This is a genomic window from Henriciella aquimarina (assembly GCF_002088975.1).
In the GTDB taxonomy this organism is placed as follows: Bacteria; Pseudomonadota; Alphaproteobacteria; order Caulobacterales; family Hyphomonadaceae; genus Henriciella; species Henriciella aquimarina.
Map to the genome: position 1 here is coordinate 30,699 of NZ_NCST01000039.1, position 14,293 is coordinate 44,991.

The 14,293-nt window shown below is 62.4% G+C and carries 13 protein-coding genes; 9 read left to right on the forward strand and 4 right to left on the reverse strand.

Translation table 11 applies throughout. The features are described 5' to 3' along the window. Positions 1 to 7 precede the first annotated feature (7 nt). The 3 genes from B8784_RS06170 to ahcY form a co-directional block, all read right to left on the reverse strand. Entirely contained in the window at positions 8 to 1,048 is a 1,041-nt protein-coding gene (locus B8784_RS06170; protein WP_084396726.1) for an SO2930 family diheme c-type cytochrome, read from the reverse strand. After that, positions 1,045 to 2,310 carry a parallel beta-helix domain-containing protein gene (locus tag B8784_RS06175; RefSeq protein WP_233355997.1) on the reverse strand — a complete coding sequence of 422 codons (1,266 nt, stop codon included), beginning with the start codon at positions 2,308 to 2,310 and terminating at the stop codon, positions 1,045 to 1,047. Before B8784_RS06175 ends, B8784_RS06170 begins: the two co-directional genes overlap by 4 nt. Before the next feature lie 250 nt (positions 2,311 to 2,560). Then, entirely contained in the window at positions 2,561 to 3,955 is a 1,395-nt protein-coding gene (gene ahcY, locus B8784_RS06180; protein ID WP_084396728.1) for an adenosylhomocysteinase, read from the reverse strand. 241 nt (positions 3,956 to 4,196) lie between these two features. Here ahcY and B8784_RS06185 point away from each other — a divergent pair, with 241 nt between their 5' ends. The 9 genes from B8784_RS06185 (at position 4,197) to B8784_RS06220 (ending at position 13,096) form a co-directional block, all read left to right on the forward strand. Further along, positions 4,197 to 4,499: a GIY-YIG nuclease family protein gene (locus B8784_RS06185; protein ID WP_084396729.1), complete on the forward strand. Its 303-nt coding sequence runs from the start codon at positions 4,197 to 4,199 to the stop codon at positions 4,497 to 4,499. 278 nt (positions 4,500 to 4,777) lie between these two features. After that, positions 4,778 to 5,347, forward strand: a complete 570-nt coding sequence (locus B8784_RS06190) for an EF-hand domain-containing protein (RefSeq protein ID WP_084396730.1) — start codon at positions 4,778 to 4,780, stop codon at positions 5,345 to 5,347. 118 nt (positions 5,348 to 5,465) lie between these two features. Further along, positions 5,466 to 8,258 (forward strand): DNA polymerase I, encoded by a 2,793-nt coding sequence (polA, locus tag B8784_RS06195; protein WP_084396731.1) that lies wholly within the window; start codon positions 5,466 to 5,468, stop codon positions 8,256 to 8,258. An 834-nt stretch (positions 8,259 to 9,092) separates the two neighbouring features. Continuing rightward, a complete protein-coding gene (locus B8784_RS22050; RefSeq protein ID WP_267889970.1) occupies positions 9,093 to 9,218 on the forward strand; it encodes a hypothetical protein in 126 nt (41 codons plus the stop codon). A gap of 212 nt (positions 9,219 to 9,430) precedes the next feature. Further along, complete coding sequence (locus tag B8784_RS06200; RefSeq protein WP_143435329.1) at positions 9,431 to 10,186, forward strand: hypothetical protein; 756 nt, start codon at positions 9,431 to 9,433, stop codon at positions 10,184 to 10,186. 77 nt (positions 10,187 to 10,263) lie between these two features. Next, positions 10,264 to 10,554, forward strand: coding sequence for a hypothetical protein (locus B8784_RS06205; protein WP_084396733.1), 291 nt, complete (start codon positions 10,264 to 10,266; stop codon positions 10,552 to 10,554). Positions 10,555 to 10,747: 193 nt separating this feature from the next. Next, positions 10,748 to 11,821, forward strand: a complete 1,074-nt coding sequence (locus tag B8784_RS06210; RefSeq protein WP_158085603.1) for a cytochrome c oxidase assembly protein — start codon at positions 10,748 to 10,750, stop codon at positions 11,819 to 11,821. Positions 11,822 to 11,901: 80 nt separating this feature from the next. Continuing rightward, positions 11,902 to 12,639 (forward strand): VOC family protein, encoded by a 738-nt coding sequence (locus B8784_RS06215; RefSeq protein ID WP_084396735.1) that lies wholly within the window; start codon positions 11,902 to 11,904, stop codon positions 12,637 to 12,639. 85 nt (positions 12,640 to 12,724) lie between these two features. After that, positions 12,725 to 13,096 (forward strand): hypothetical protein, encoded by a 372-nt coding sequence (locus B8784_RS06220; protein WP_084396736.1) that lies wholly within the window; start codon positions 12,725 to 12,727, stop codon positions 13,094 to 13,096. 3 nt (positions 13,097 to 13,099) lie between these two features. Here B8784_RS06220 and B8784_RS06225 read toward each other — a convergent pair whose 3' ends face one another. Continuing rightward, positions 13,100 to 14,185, reverse strand: coding sequence for a GGDEF domain-containing protein (locus B8784_RS06225; RefSeq protein WP_084396737.1), 1,086 nt, complete (start codon positions 14,183 to 14,185; stop codon positions 13,100 to 13,102). Between the last annotated feature and the right edge of the window lie 108 nt (positions 14,186 to 14,293).

Here is a 14,293-nt window from a genome sequence, read left to right on the forward strand (position 1 = left end):
AGGGGGCTCACTGCTGCGGCATCTCCGCGATCCAGGCCCGCACCAGCGCCACGCCCTCCGCATCGGCAAGCGAGCGGCCGAGCTCCGGCATGGCGATGCCGGCTTCGGTTGACGCCATGCGATAGGTGAGGATGGAGTGGTCCGGCGCGCCCGGCGCAATGACATGGATGGCGTCGCCCGAGCCACGCCCGGCGGCGGTCGGATGCTTGCCGATGCCGAGCGCGACTGGGTCTTCCACGCTCCAGCCGAGGAGCAGCCCGGAATTCGACGCCGAGCCTTCCAGCCGGTGGCAGTGGGCACAGTTCACATCGAGATAGGCGCGTGCCCGGCCCTCGAGACTGGCGGTGGCGTCGTGTACATCGGGCACACTGGGCGGAGCGTCCGGCAGCCCCTGCAGCAGGCCGCGCGCCGACCAGTCGGCGAGCTGGGCACGGCCATAAGGGCCGACATGATTGAGGTTGCGCGCCTTCGGCCCGATCGGGGCGATGGCCTCGCCCAGCTGGTGGCAGGTCTTGCACTGATTCTGGTTCGGCACGCGGTATTCGGTCTCGACCGGCTCGCCGCCCGGACCGGTGAAGGCAAGCTCCAGCCACGCCCCGGCGGGGGCATAGCTGGCTTCAGTCTCGCCCTCGTTCCAGACATAAGGATAGGCCGCCCACCCCTCTTGCTTGTGGATCAGCAGCCGCGTCTCGCGATAGCGCTCATTGACGGAGGGCTCACGCATGTCCGGGGCGAAAGCAAAGGTCTTGATGAGCACCGTGCCGACGGGGAAGTCGAAGACGGCGTCCGGCTCGTAATCGGCGGCCTCGCCGTCCGGCACATAGACGAAGCGGTGCTTGGCGGCATGGTCGGAGAAGAGCGGATTGACGAGGTCATAGGCGACGACGCCATCGGCCGGCTCGCGCGCGCCCGCATCCTTGAAGAAGCCATAGGCCGCGAGTGTCGGGGCGGGCGAGTCCGCCAGGATCACGCCCATGTCCGGCCCGGCGGCCTCCTGCCCGCAGGCCGCCAGCAGGACCAGAACAAGCGTGGCGAGCGCGCCCCTCATTCCGCGTGGGCGAGCTTGACCGGCTCGAGCTCTCCGAACGCGTCGCCGTCCGGGCGCTCCATGCTCGGGCTGGCGGCGGCCGGATCGACCGGATAGCTGCCAAGCCCCATATTCACGAAGGCGATATTATCGCCCTCCTCGATGGCGAGGTTGAGGTCGGCATCGGCCTCTTCGTCCCAGCGGGTCACGCCGTCCCAGACGATGGGCGGCATCCGGCCCCCGAGCAGCGGCGCGAACTCGCCCAGCAGGCCCTGCGGATTGTTGCCGCCCTCGCCATAGCTGTTGCCGGAGACGGTGATGTTGCGCGGCAGCGGATTATAGTCCTCGTCGGTGAACGGCTCGGTATAGGCGGTGATCAGCACCTGCACGGTCTGGTTCTCGTCGAAACGGTTGCCGGTGACGATCACCTTGTCGTTCGCCATGACGATGACGCCTGTGCCCGACGGCACCCCGGCCACGATATTGCCCGGCGGCGCGAAGTTCGGCGTGTTGTTGAGATAGATGTCGTTGTCGTAGATCCTGGTCGAATTGCCGCCCATGACCGGCAGGTCCGGCAGGTCGAAGACGAGGATGCCCCCGGCATTCTCGGTCACGTCATTGCCATAGACCTCGGCATGGGTGGAATTCTCGATCTCGATCCCGGCGACATTGTAGGCGGCCCTGGAATTGCGCACGATGATATTGTCCGACTGGCCGACATAGATGCCCGCGTCAGATGCGCCGCGCACCGTCACCCGCTCGACCAGCACGTCGGAGCTTTCGACCGGATAGACGCCATAGGCGCCGTTCTCGGCATCCGGCTCGCCCAGCCATTCGACGGTAAGGTCGCGGTAGATGATGCGGTCGGCATCCTTGGACTTGATGCCGTCACCCCTGGTCTCCTGGATGGAGAAGTTCTCCAGCGTCACATCGTCGGCGGTGACCAGAAGCCCCTCGCCCGAGCCGCGCTGGCCGGAGAAGTCGAGCACGGTCTCGCCCTGCCCGGCGCCGGTGATGGTGACGCCATCGACGTCGAGCGACAGCCCGTCCGTCATCGCGAACGTGCCGGCGGGCAGCGTGATCGTGCTGCCCTCTTCGGCCTCGATCAGCGCGGTCTGCAGCCTGGTCTGGAAGCCCTCCCCGGCCTCGATCATGCCGGGCGTCGTCACCTCGGTCTCGCTGGCCGCCGTTTCATCGAGGGCTTCATCGCTCGGCGTTTCGGGCCCACCACACGCCGCGATCAGGGCCAGCCCCGCCGCCGCTATCATCCAGTTCCGCTTCACTTGTTCCTCCCGGTCTTTTTTATCTGACGCCAGTGTCACTTTTTTCTGATGCTTCGGCAAGGGAGGAGACAAAGGCGCAAAAAGAAAGAGGCGCCAGTTGCCCGGCGCCTCTTGCGATATGTTTCTTCTGTATGCCTTGCCACGGCTTGTCCGTGGCATCCATCTCCCGAAGTCCCGACAAACGTCGATGGGTGGAGATAGGCCCCACGGATAAACCGTGGGGAGGCACCACACAGGCTATGGGAAAGCCCTAGTAGCGGTAATGCTCCGGCTTGTACGGGCCTTCCGGGGTCACGCCGATATATTCGGCCTGGTCCGGCTGCAGCTCGGTGAGACCGACGCTCAGCTTCTTCAGGTGCAGGCGGGCAACCTTCTCGTCGAGGTGCTTCGGCAGGGTGTAGACCTCGTTCTTGTACTCGCCCTTGTTATGGAAGAGCGCGATCTGGGCCAGCACCTGGTTGGTGAAGGAGGCCGACATCACGAAGGACGGGTGGCCCGTCGCATTGCCGAGGTTCACCAGACGGCCTTCCGACAGCAGGATGATCCGCTTGCCATCCGGGAAGGTGATCATGTCGACCTGCGGCTTGATGTTGGTCCACTCGAAGTTCTTTAGCGCTTCGACCTGAATTTCATTGTCGAAGTGACCGATATTACAGACGACCGCCATGTCCTTCATCTGGCGCATGTGATCGACGGTAATGATGTCCTTGTTGCCCGTGGCCGTAACGAAGATGTCGGCGGTGCCGACCGTGTCGTCGAGCGTCTGGACGTCGAAGCCGTCCATGGAGGCCTGCAGGGCGCAGATCGGGTCGACTTCCGACACCGTCACGCGGCAGCCGGCGCCGTCGAGCGACGCGGCCGAGCCCTTGCCGACGTCACCATAGCCAGCGACGAAAGCGGTCTTGCCGGCCATCATCAGGTCGGTGCCGCGACGGATCGCGTCGACCAGGCTTTCACGGCAGCCATACTTGTTGTCGAACTTCGACTTGGTCACCGAGTCGTTGACGTTGATCGCCGGGAACGGCAGCTCGCCCTTCTTGGCGAGTTGGTAGAGGCGGTTCACACCGGTGGTCGTTTCCTCGGACACGCCGAGGATCTCTTTCTTGACCTTTGCGAACCAGCCCGGGGTCTCGGCGATCCGCTTCTTGATCTGCTTGAACAGGGCGACTTCTTCTTCCGCGCCCGGATTTTCCAGCAGGGAGGGGTCCTTCTCGGCCTTTTCGCCGAGCAGGATGTACATGGTGGCATCGCCGCCATCGTCGAGGATGAGGTTAATCATCTTGCCGTCCGGCCACTCGAAGATCTTGTCGCAGAACTGCCAGTACTCATCGAGCGTCTCGCCCTTGTGAGCGAAGACCGGCGTGCCATTGTCGGCAATGGCGGCCGCAGCGTGGTCCTGCGTCGAATAGATGTTGCAGCTTGCCCAGCGCACTTCGGCGCCGAGCGCTTCGAGCGTCTGGATGAGGACGGCCGTCTGGATCGTCATGTGCAGCGAGCCGGCGATGCGTGCGCCCTTGAGCGGCTTCTCGGAGCCATACTCTTCGCGCGCCGCCATGAGGCCCGGCATTTCGGTTTCTGCAATGGCGATTTCCTTGCGGCCGTATTCGGCTTGCGAGATGTCCGCGACAGCGTAGTCATTCGACATATCAATGATCCTTTATACGTTTATATGCCGCATTTAACGAAGGCACCGGACGAAAGCAAGGGAGGGGCGATCAATAGATTGCGACAATGCTGAAATTGTCCTGCAGCGGGCCCTGTTCGCACGCCTGCCCAGTCTTCCAGCATTACGCCCCACGCCGTCTGAAAACCTCCCTACGGTTTATCCGTGAGAGGGCGCCGTGAAACGCGTTGACCTTCCACGGGCAGGAACATAAAAAGAACAAATGGCCCGGTTCGACCTTATCGCCGTTTACATGCTCGCCAACCGAAAGAATGGGACGATCTATACAGGCGTCTCGTCAGACCTCTGGGCTCGAATCGGCCAACACAAATCGGGAAAGGGCTCGCACTTCACGGCAAGATATGGGTGCGACCGGCTCGTCTGGTACGAAATTCACACTGACATATCTCCGGCCCGGCATCGCGAACGCCGGATCAAGACCTGGCCGCGGCAATGGAAAATCAATCTGATCGAGACAACGAACAGGCATTGGGACGATCTTTCGATGACCCTTCCCTTCGTTTGAGGATTGGAGAAGGAGGGATCGTTTTGGAGCTTCCCCACGGTTTATCCGTGGGGCCCATCTCCGGTCCGTTCTGCCAGGGCCAAACCGGGTGGAGATGGATCCCACGGACCAGCCGTGGGAAGGCTTAAACAGTAGAGCCTTGCCAGGAATTCAGCGAACTCCAGTCAGTCTTTTGTGTTTTTCAAACAAGAAATTCCCAAAACCTACTGATTGGTCATGTGGTGTTCAGGCAACACCGGGCTATAGTATGCGTTTACCGTCCTTCTCGAGGAGGTCTGATGATCCGCTTTATTTCTGCCCTCACGCTGATGATGGCTTCAGTTGCGACGCTCTCTGGCGCTGCGGCTGCCGAAGATGAATCGCTGGTACGCCTGCCCGGCTCCGGCGAAGTGAAAACGGACCATGGCCGCAAGAAGCTGAATGCCGAGAAGCTGAAACCCGGCGGCGGCCTGCTCGCCTCGTTCGACACCGATGGCGACGGCAGGATCTCGCAGGGCGAGCTTGAAGCCGGCATTGAAGGTGCCTTTGCCGCGGCCGACGCGAATGGCGACGGCACGCTGACCGCCATCGAACAGCAGAAATGGGCCGAGCGCCTGCCGACCCGCGATGATTCGCTCGCCAATCCGGTGCGCTTCGACCCCAATCTCGACCGGCGGGTCAGCTTCCGCGAATTCAGCGCCGTGATCACCGATCTCTGCGAGGACTATCGCGAGGAGGACCAGGACGTGCTGCGCATCGCCGCGCTGAAAGCCCCGAAGGACGACAAGAACGAAATGCGCGAACGTCTCGACGAGATCATCGACGGCAAGGGCACGGATCTCGATCGCGGCAGCCGCAAGGAATTCTAGCGCGGCACCGGCCTTTTCGCGCTTCAGCCCGATATCGCCGGGACGGGACCTCACACGCCCCCTACCCCTTCCTGCCTTGTCCCGCTAAACCTGCGGACGTCAGGAAGGAATCACGCCCATGCCATCAGCGCCCGTCAATAAAGACAGCCATCTCTACCTGATCGATGCGAGCGCCTATATCTTCCGCGCTTTCCACGCCCTGCCACCCCTGTCGCGGGCCTCGGACGGGCTGCCGGTCGGCGCGGTGTCGGGCTTTTGCAACATGCTCTGGAAACTGCTGGAAGAGCTGAAGGGCGGCGAGCGGCCGACCCATTTCGCCTGCGTCTTCGACAAGTCGTCCTATTCCTTCCGCAACGACCTCTATCCCGACTACAAGGCCAATCGCGACGAGCCGCCGGAGGATTTGCGCCCGCAATTCCCGCTGGTGCGCGAGGCCGCCATCGCCTTCCACACCCATGCGCTGGAGCAGGAAGGCTACGAGGCCGACGACCTGATCGCGACCTATGCTCGCCAGGCCGAGGCCAGGGGCGCGCGCGTCACCATCGTCTCGTCCGACAAGGACCTCATGCAGCTGGTCTCCGACAAGGTCACCATGCTGGACACGATGAAGAACAGGACGCTTGGCCTTGAAGCCGTGTACGAGAAGTTCGGCGTCACCCCGGACAAGGTGGTCGACGTCCAGGCGCTCGCCGGCGACAGCGTCGACAATGTCCCCGGCGCGCCCGGCATCGGCGTGAAGACCGCCGCCCAGCTCCTGCAGGACTATGGCGATGTCGAAACCCTGCTTGCGCGTGCCGAGGAGATCAAGCAGCCCAAGCGCCGCCAGACGCTGATCGACCATGCCGACCAGGTGATGATCTCCAAACAGCTCGTCACGCTGAAGGACGATGTGCCCCTCGAAGTGCCGATGGAAGACCTCGCCGTCTCCGATCCGGACCCGAAGACGCTGATCGACTTCCTGGAAAAGATGGAATTCCGCACCATCACACGCCGCGTGCGCGAAACCTTCGAGGCCGAAGGCGTGCTGGACGAAAGCTCGGCCGGCGATATCGGTTTCGACACCGAAAACTATGCCTGCATCCGCGACTTCAAGGCGCTGGAAGACTGGATTGCGCGCGCCCATGAGGCCGGCGTGATCGGCCTCGACTGCGAGACCAACAGCCTCGACTGCCAGACCTGCGACCTGATCGGCATCTCCATCGCCGTCGCGCCCAACGAGGCGGCCTACATCCCGCTCGGCCATATCGATCCGGACCATTCCGGCGGCGACGATTTCTTCGATGCAGACCCGCCGCGCCAGCTGCGCAAGGCCGACGTGCTCGACGCGCTGAAGCCGCTGCTGGAAGACCCGGCCGTCCTCAAGGTCGGCCAGAACTTCAAATACGACCTGACCGTCTTCAAGCGCAACGGCATCGACGTCACCCCGATCGACGACACGATGCTCATTTCCTTCGCCCTCCACGCCGGCATGCACGGCCACGGCATGGATGAGCTGTCGGAGCGCTATTTCCACCACTCGCCCATCGCCTTCAAGGACGTCGCCGGCACCGGCAAATCCCAGGTCACCTTCGACCGCGTGGCGCTGGACAAGGCCACCGAATATGCCGCCGAGGACGCCGATGTGACGCTGCGCCTGTGGCAGGAGTTCAGGAACCGCCTCTTCCGAGAGAAAGTCACCACCGTCTATGAGACGCTCGACCGCCCGCTCATCCCGGTGCTGGCGGCGATGGAGAGCGCGGGCATCAAGGTCGACCGCGACCACCTCTCGCGCATGTCGGCCGATTTCCAGCAGCGCATGGCGGGCCTGGAAGACGCCGCCTACAAGGCCGCCGGCGGCGAGTTCAATATGGGCTCGCCGAAACAGCTCGGCGAGATCCTGTTCGGCGAAATGGCCCTGCCCGGCGGCAAGAAAACGAAGTCCGGCCAGTGGTCGACGGACGCCAGCCAGCTCGAATTCCTCGCCGCCCAGGGCCATGAGCTGCCGCAGATCATCCTCGACTGGCGCATGCTCTCAAAGCTGCGCTCGACCTATACCGAGGCCCTGCAGGACGCGATCAATCCGGAGACGGGCCGCGTCCACACCTCCTATTCCATGGCGGGCGCGCAGACGGGCCGGCTGTCCTCGACCGATCCGAACCTGCAGAACATCCCCGTGCGCACCGAGGAAGGCCGCAAGATCCGCGAAGCCTTCATCGCCGAGCCGGGCCATGTCCTGATCAGCGCCGACTATTCCCAGATCGAACTCAGGCTGCTCGCCCACATCGCGAATATCGACGCGCTGAAGAACGCCTTCAAGGAGGGGCTCGACATCCACGCCATGACGGCGAGCGAGATGTTCGACACGCCCATTGAGGGCATGGACCCGATGATCCGCCGGCGCGCCAAGGCGATCAATTTCGGCATCATCTACGGCATCTCCGCCTTCGGCCTCGCCAACCAGCTCGGCATCGAGCGCGGCGAGGCGTCGGACTATATCAAGGCCTATTTCGAGAAATTCCCCGGCATCCGGAAATACATGGACGAGACCAAGGAGTTCGCGAAGGAAAATCTTTATGTCTCAACCGCCTTCGGCCGGAAGCTGCACTTGAAGGAGATCAAGTCCAAGAACGGCGCCCAACGGGCCTTTGCGGAGAGACAGGCCATCAACGCCCCCATCCAGGGCTCGGCCGCCGACATCATCAAGCGCGCCATGGTCCACATGCCCGACGCGCTGGCGGCAACGAAGCTCGATGCGAAAATGCTGCTCCAGGTCCACGACGAACTCATCTTCGAATGCCCCGAAGACCAGGCCGAAGACACCATCGCCGTGGTGCAGAAGGTCATGCAGAAAGCGCCCCTGCCGGCCCTGCAGCTCAGCGTACCGCTGGATGTGGATGCGCGCGCGGCGGACAACTGGGCGGCGGCGCATTAGCCCCCCATCCGCTCTCCCTGCGGAAACTAGCAGCCACCGCCATGGATGTTGACACGGATACACCAAGAGCGCCCGATCCATGGGGTAAAGCGTGATCTGAGACGCGCCCTCATAACTTTGTTACATAAAATGCTCAATTTTGCTTGACAGAACAATAAATGAACATTTGTCGAAAACCACATGTTCACGAAAGCCCAAAGACTTTTTTGAGAAGAGTAAGCCTCTGTTCAAGAACCAGAATTTTTGTTTTTAAAAAGTGTCAATCTGAAAAATTCTTATTTTTCCTAAAAAGTGCGCTTGCCAGCTTCGAGATCAATGTGTTTTAGTAAACACCATAGAGTAAGGCTAAGGTGACAGTTCGAGGATAGCGAGTACGTTGCTATAGAATCGAAGCGGCGGAACTTTCGCTCCGCCGCCCCGCTTTTGCCCTATTTCTTCGCAGTCCGTCGCCAAACAGTGGCTGCGAGGTTTAAGGCAGAAAGCAATACCATGATCGCATCAAACGTCATGTATGCCTCCTTTCGACCAACAGAACGTTCCGTTGGAAATTTATAATGTATTAACTAAAGACTTCTGTCCAGCGTTCTGTTTTTTTGATGCGGGTGAATCTCTCACTCTGAGCTTGCTGCATGGTAAGTGGCATAATCCTAGCAAATCCCATTGCATTCCCTCTCCCCGCGCACGATATCTAACCCACGCCTTTTGCGGCCCACGTCACACCAAAAATCCGCAAAGCCATTCCGGCGCTGTCCCTGCCTGATCGCGCATGCCGCGCGCCGGCCAACAGGGGCAATCCGCATCGCTGGCTGCGATGCAAAGGAAGTGACCCATCCCATGTCGAAACAACAGAGATCGAACCGCGAGCCGCGCAAGCCCAAGAAGGAAAAGCCGAAGACGAATGCGTCCAACCCGTCGCTCAAGACCGGCGTCCACAACGTCTTCGACCAGCGGCAGAAATAGAGCGTCTTTTCCTCTCCCGGTTCTCCCGGGAGAGGAAGCGCGGACGTCGAGTCCCGCTCATCCCGGCGCAGGCCGGGACCTCGTGCCACAGGCGGGACCTCTCCATCTGCCTGAGACCCCGGCCTTCGCCGGGGTGATCGGGAGAGGGGGTTGGGATTGGTGCACCTCAAATCCATCCCCACTGTACCGTTCAGGTGTACCCTTGGGACACGATGGAGACCCCAGACCGGCACCTGAAGATCGCGATGGAGCGCGCCTGGCCCTTGCTGGCCGGGCTTGCGGCGACGCTGGCCGCGCTGATCGGGCTCACCGACAGCATCGCGCCCGTCCGCGTCTCGCGCAGCGTGCACATCCGTGCGATGCGCCTGCTGCGGCCCGCCGAAGCGCTGCTGCGCCGGTTGATCGTGCTGATGGCGCGGGAACTCTACGGCAACCTCTCCGGCACGCACCCGGCAGCCCTGAGCCCGATCCATGTGAGCCCGGACCTTGTCCGGGTGAAACGGGATCAAACTGAAAAAGCGCACTTCCAGCTCTTCGAGCCGCTGGCGACGGTCGCCTCCTGCACCAGCAGGCCCACGCCGAAACCCGCCGGAAACCCGCGCATCCTGAGCCTCGACACGCCCTACCCGGCCGAGGCGGAACAGCCCGATGGCCTCTGCGCCGCCCGGCTCGTCGCGCGGGTGCGCGCGCTCCGGAAAGTGCTGGAGAATCCGAAACACCGGGCGAAACGTTTTGCCCGCTTCCTCGCCCGCAAGGCCGCCGCCAACACGCCGATGGGCCGGCTCAATCCGGCCCGCCCCGGCTGGCCGCCGGGCGCGCGGAGCCGGCATACGCCACCCTGGCTCACCGACATGCTGCGCCATCTCGGCCCCGAGGTGCGCGAAGACCCGCCCTGGATGTGGGTGCGGCGCAAGATTTCCTCTCCGCAGACCCCTGTGAAGATAGGGGTCCATGGCGGCATGGGATAAACAAATCTTGCCGGTCATCATGGCGAAGCCGGCCCGCCTTGGATAAACTCGCCCTGTAGCAAGTGAGGGAAATCGGGATGATGACACGGACGATGCTGGCCGGCGTGGCGATGATGTCTCTGGCGGCGTGCGGCGAGAGCGGCGGCGGGGACGATTATGAGAGCTTCATGGCCAAGTGCCGGCCCGTCGCGCAGATGATGGAACAGCAGGGCGGCGCCTCGAGCAATCTGATGAGCGCGTCCAACACCGAAGCGGCCTGCGACTGTGCCTGGGACAAGTACCGCCATGAGGGCGGCTCGGCCTCCTCCGGCGCGATCCGGGCCATGGTGCGCGGCTGTCTCGCCGAGATCGAGATGGAGCCGGAGTGACGCGGCCGGCGCGGTAAAGCGGCACGATGTCATTTCCCGCCCGCCCGGCCTGACGATCCGCCGCATGGCCCCTCGCAGCGAGAAGCGTACAAGGCCGGTCATGTTTTCCCGGTCTGTCCCTCCAGCCGGGCGACACCCTGCGTTCGCGCGCTCTGTGCCGTTCGGCCTTCGAACCCTCCTTGTCCTTTTCCTCTTGGCGAGCCCCGCCCTGCCCGCCTTCGCCCATGGCGGCGAAGAGATCGGCCATCACACCGAATGGTGGGCGGCCTGGCGCTTCGACTGGCTGGTGAGCGGCCCGGCGCTCGCTGTGCTGGCGATCTATATCAACGGCATGCGGCGGCGCGCCGGCAGTGCGCACGCCCCACACCCGGCCCGCCATATCTCATTCATCGCCGGGCTCGGGCTTGTCTGGCTGTCGCTGCAATCGCCGGTCGACCCGATGGCCGAGCGGCTGTTCTCGGTCCACCAGATCCAGCACATCCTGATCCGGATGATGGGGCCGATGTTCATCGCGCTCGCCCATCCCGAAGGCGTGCTGCTGGCGGGCTCGCCGCGCTGGCTGAGGCGCAGCGTGATCCGCCCGGTTGCGACAAGCCGCGTCATGCGCGGGCTCGGCGGCGGGGTCAGCCGGCCCTGGGCAGCCTTCCTGATCTTCTTCCTGTCGCTCTATTTCTGGCAGATCCCGGCCGTTCACGACGCCTCCATCCTGAACGACCCGCTGCATGAGACGATGCATGTGACCATGCTGCTCGCCGGGCTGATCTTCTTTTTCACCCTGTTTCGCCGGCAGGATCCGCCGCTCGGCGCCTCGCGGCCGGTGCGTATCCTGATGATCCTCGGCGCGATCGTCTCCAACATCATCCTCGGCGCGGTGACGACGCTGAAGGACCAGGTGCTCTACCCGGCCTATGACATCGAAGGCCGCCTGTTCGGCATCTCCGCCATGATGGACGAATCCGCCGGCGGCTTCATCATCTGGATGCCGTCCAGCATGATGTGCCTCATCGCCCTGCTCTTCGTCCTGCATGGCTGGGGCGAGCAGGAAAACCGGAACATGGCGAAGCGCTACAGAGAGCCGCGCTCGAACGCGGCCATGGCGGACGTGCCGCAGACAGCCGCCGAGCTGCGCCGGAAGACGGCCGAGACCAATCGCAAGGCCGCCACCGCACTGGTCGCCTCGGCCTGCACCGTCTTCGTCATCGCGATCTCGGTCGCCAGCCTGATCTTCGTCCTGCATTCCGGCCAGGCGCATGCGGCGATGCCTTAAGCATACCAGGCTTTAACCTGGATCAAGGAATTGAGTTCGATGGCTCCCCTCTTCTACGCATTTTGTGTTAGAGCGCTCTCATGACCCGATTACGCCTGCGCCAGCTCGTCATCGCCGCCGAAAGCCTGAAGACCGCCGAGCAGCTGCAGACCGTGCTCGATCTCGGTGAGCCCTTTCATGACAGGAATGTCGCCGAGTTCGGACTGGAGAACGCCGTCTTCCCGCTCGGACACCACTTCATCGAGGTGGTCGCTCCGGTGACAAAGGACGCGCCGGTCCAGCGCTTCCTGAAGCAACACGGGCCCGGCGGCTATATGGCGATCTTCCAGACAGACGACATCGCCGCGGCCCGCAAACGCCTCGACGGGGCCGGGATCCGCCGGGTCTGGAACATCGATCTGGACGATATCGCCGCCAGCCACGTCCACCCTGCCGATGTCGGCGCGGCCATTGTCTCGCTCGACGAAGCCCATCCCTGGGAGAGCTGGCGCTGGGCCGGCCCGGTCTGGGAGACGAATTCCATCGAGGGCGAGATTACCGGTGCCATCCTGGAAGGCCCGGATCCGAACGGGCTTGCCTCGCGCTGGGCGGCTGCGCTCGGCGTGCCGGCATCGACCCATCCGGACGTCACCCGCATCAATCTCGATGACGATCAGACTCTGGTTTTCCAGGACGGCGCCAAGCCGCGACTCGACGGTTTCTGCCTGACGATCAACAATGCGATGAAAGCCCTGGAGCGGGCCGACAAGCTTGACCTGCAGAGCACGGGCGACGGGGTCCGTATTGGGGGCGCCCGGCTCGTTCTCAATAATGAGTAGGCTCTGATCCGTCTGGCCTCACCGGCCCTCGCGCGCTTATAGTCCCGGTCTGGGACAAGATGTCCGCAAGGCAAAGGAGCGCGTGATGGAGTGGTTCAATGAAGTCTTCGACCTGGCGGCGGTCGCCTCCGGGGCAGGTCTGGCGGGCGGCAGCGGCGCCGCCATTGTCGCCTGGACCATTCGTGGCGCCATCATGCGCTTCATCGTGCGCACGCTGGTCACCGCCCTGATCACCGGCATCGGCTTCTACTTCCTGCTCGGCGCGCTCGGCTTCCAGATCGTGCCGGAAGAAGAGACCGCGGCGCCTCGTCCGGGCGGCATGGCGGCCATGGACGAGTCGAGCGACACCTTCCTGCCGCAAGGCGCGTCGCCACAGCTTGACGGTGCGCCGGCGGAGGAAACCGATGACGGCAAGAAAACCATTATCGTGAAATCCCCCTTCCGCCGCGACGGCTGAGACCTAGCGGAACTCGACCTCGAGGTGGGTGCGCGTGCGCGCGGTGACCTTGCAGGAAACACTCAGTTTGTCAGAACGGATGAGCAAACGAAACTCATCAGGCACGTTCGTCGTGGTTACAAGATCAAGCCCGGCACCTTCCTGACCAAGGGATCGAACGGTACAGTCAATCGATGCATGGGTTCCGGCAAAGGCAATCTGACCCGCCTTCAGCACCCGGCGCCGAACCACACGTTCGACCCGGTCTGTCTCGTCACCCCATATGACAGAGCGATTGCGGCCCGTCTGCTTTGCCTGATACATCGCTGCATCCGCGCGGCCGAGCAAGGTGGCCACGTCATATTGGCGGTCTTTCTGGCTTGCGACACCAAAACTTGCCGTCACACGAACAGTCTTGCCGCCAAATTCGAAACGCATGGCGCCAATGGCGACACGCAACTTCTCGGCCACGAGAATAGCCCCGTCTTCATCCGTCTGCGGCAGGAGGATCGCGAACTCCTCGCCTCCCATGCGGCCAAAGACATCGCTTTGACGCAGGTGGGACCGACAGGTTTCGGAAACAGCTCTCAGAACCTTGTCACCGGCCGCATGACCATAGGTGTCGTTAATCGACTTGAAGTGGTCAACGTCGAGACAGATCATGTTCAACGGGTGCCGGTGACGCGTGCATAATTGCGCCAAACGTTCCGCTTCTTCCTCGAAAGCCCGCCGGGTCAGCAAGCCGGTCAATCCGTCACTTACGGCCAGCCGGCGGAGTTCGTAAAAATCCGTGACCACACGGGCAACCCCTTCCAAGGCCTGGAGTTGGCCCGGAGACAGAGTCCTTTCTTCGGAATCCAGCGCTGACAGCGTCCCGATAATCTCGTCATCTACTGACAGAATGGGAACACCGGCATAGAATTTCACATCGGTGTAAATGTCGTCGTAGTCCAGCCCGGAAGACGCCTTTAGCCATCGCTGCTGACCATCTGTCACAGAGATTGTGGCAGACTCGACCCCAAGCATGTTGCGAAGAAGTTTTACGACATTCTGGAAGAATTCATCGGCCGGGGCATATGTAATATCATTTTCCGCGAACATTGACTCCATGAGCCTTCATCCAATTATAGTAACAGCACACATGCCATAAAATGCTTGCTTTATGCATACTTTCTCTGTGCAAAATATATTAAATTATTTATACCCTATATAGGCAGC

Excerpts from the sequence above, each read along its gene's own strand:
- B8784_RS06170 (WP_084396726.1), bottom strand. The coding sequence starts at position 1,048 with ATGAGGGGCGCGCTCGCCACGCTTGTTCTGGTCCTGCTGGCGGCCTGC.
- ahcY (WP_084396728.1), bottom strand. The coding sequence starts at position 3,955 with ATGTCGAATGACTACGCTGTCGCGGACATCTCGCAAGCCGAATACGGC.
- B8784_RS06185 (WP_084396729.1), top strand. The coding sequence starts at position 4,197 with ATGGCCCGGTTCGACCTTATCGCCGTTTACATGCTCGCCAACCGAAAG.
- B8784_RS06190 (WP_084396730.1), top strand. The coding sequence starts at position 4,778 with ATGATCCGCTTTATTTCTGCCCTCACGCTGATGATGGCTTCAGTTGCG.
- polA (WP_084396731.1), top strand. The coding sequence starts at position 5,466 with ATGCCATCAGCGCCCGTCAATAAAGACAGCCATCTCTACCTGATCGAT.
- B8784_RS22050 (WP_267889970.1), top strand. The coding sequence starts at position 9,093 with ATGTCGAAACAACAGAGATCGAACCGCGAGCCGCGCAAGCCCAAGAAG.
- B8784_RS06200 (WP_143435329.1), top strand. The coding sequence starts at position 9,431 with ATGGAGACCCCAGACCGGCACCTGAAGATCGCGATGGAGCGCGCCTGG.
- B8784_RS06205 (WP_084396733.1), top strand. The coding sequence starts at position 10,264 with ATGATGACACGGACGATGCTGGCCGGCGTGGCGATGATGTCTCTGGCG.
- B8784_RS06215 (WP_084396735.1), top strand. The coding sequence starts at position 11,902 with ATGACCCGATTACGCCTGCGCCAGCTCGTCATCGCCGCCGAAAGCCTG.
- B8784_RS06220 (WP_084396736.1), top strand. The coding sequence starts at position 12,725 with ATGGAGTGGTTCAATGAAGTCTTCGACCTGGCGGCGGTCGCCTCCGGG.
- B8784_RS06225 (WP_084396737.1), bottom strand. The coding sequence starts at position 14,185 with ATGGAGTCAATGTTCGCGGAAAATGATATTACATATGCCCCGGCCGAT.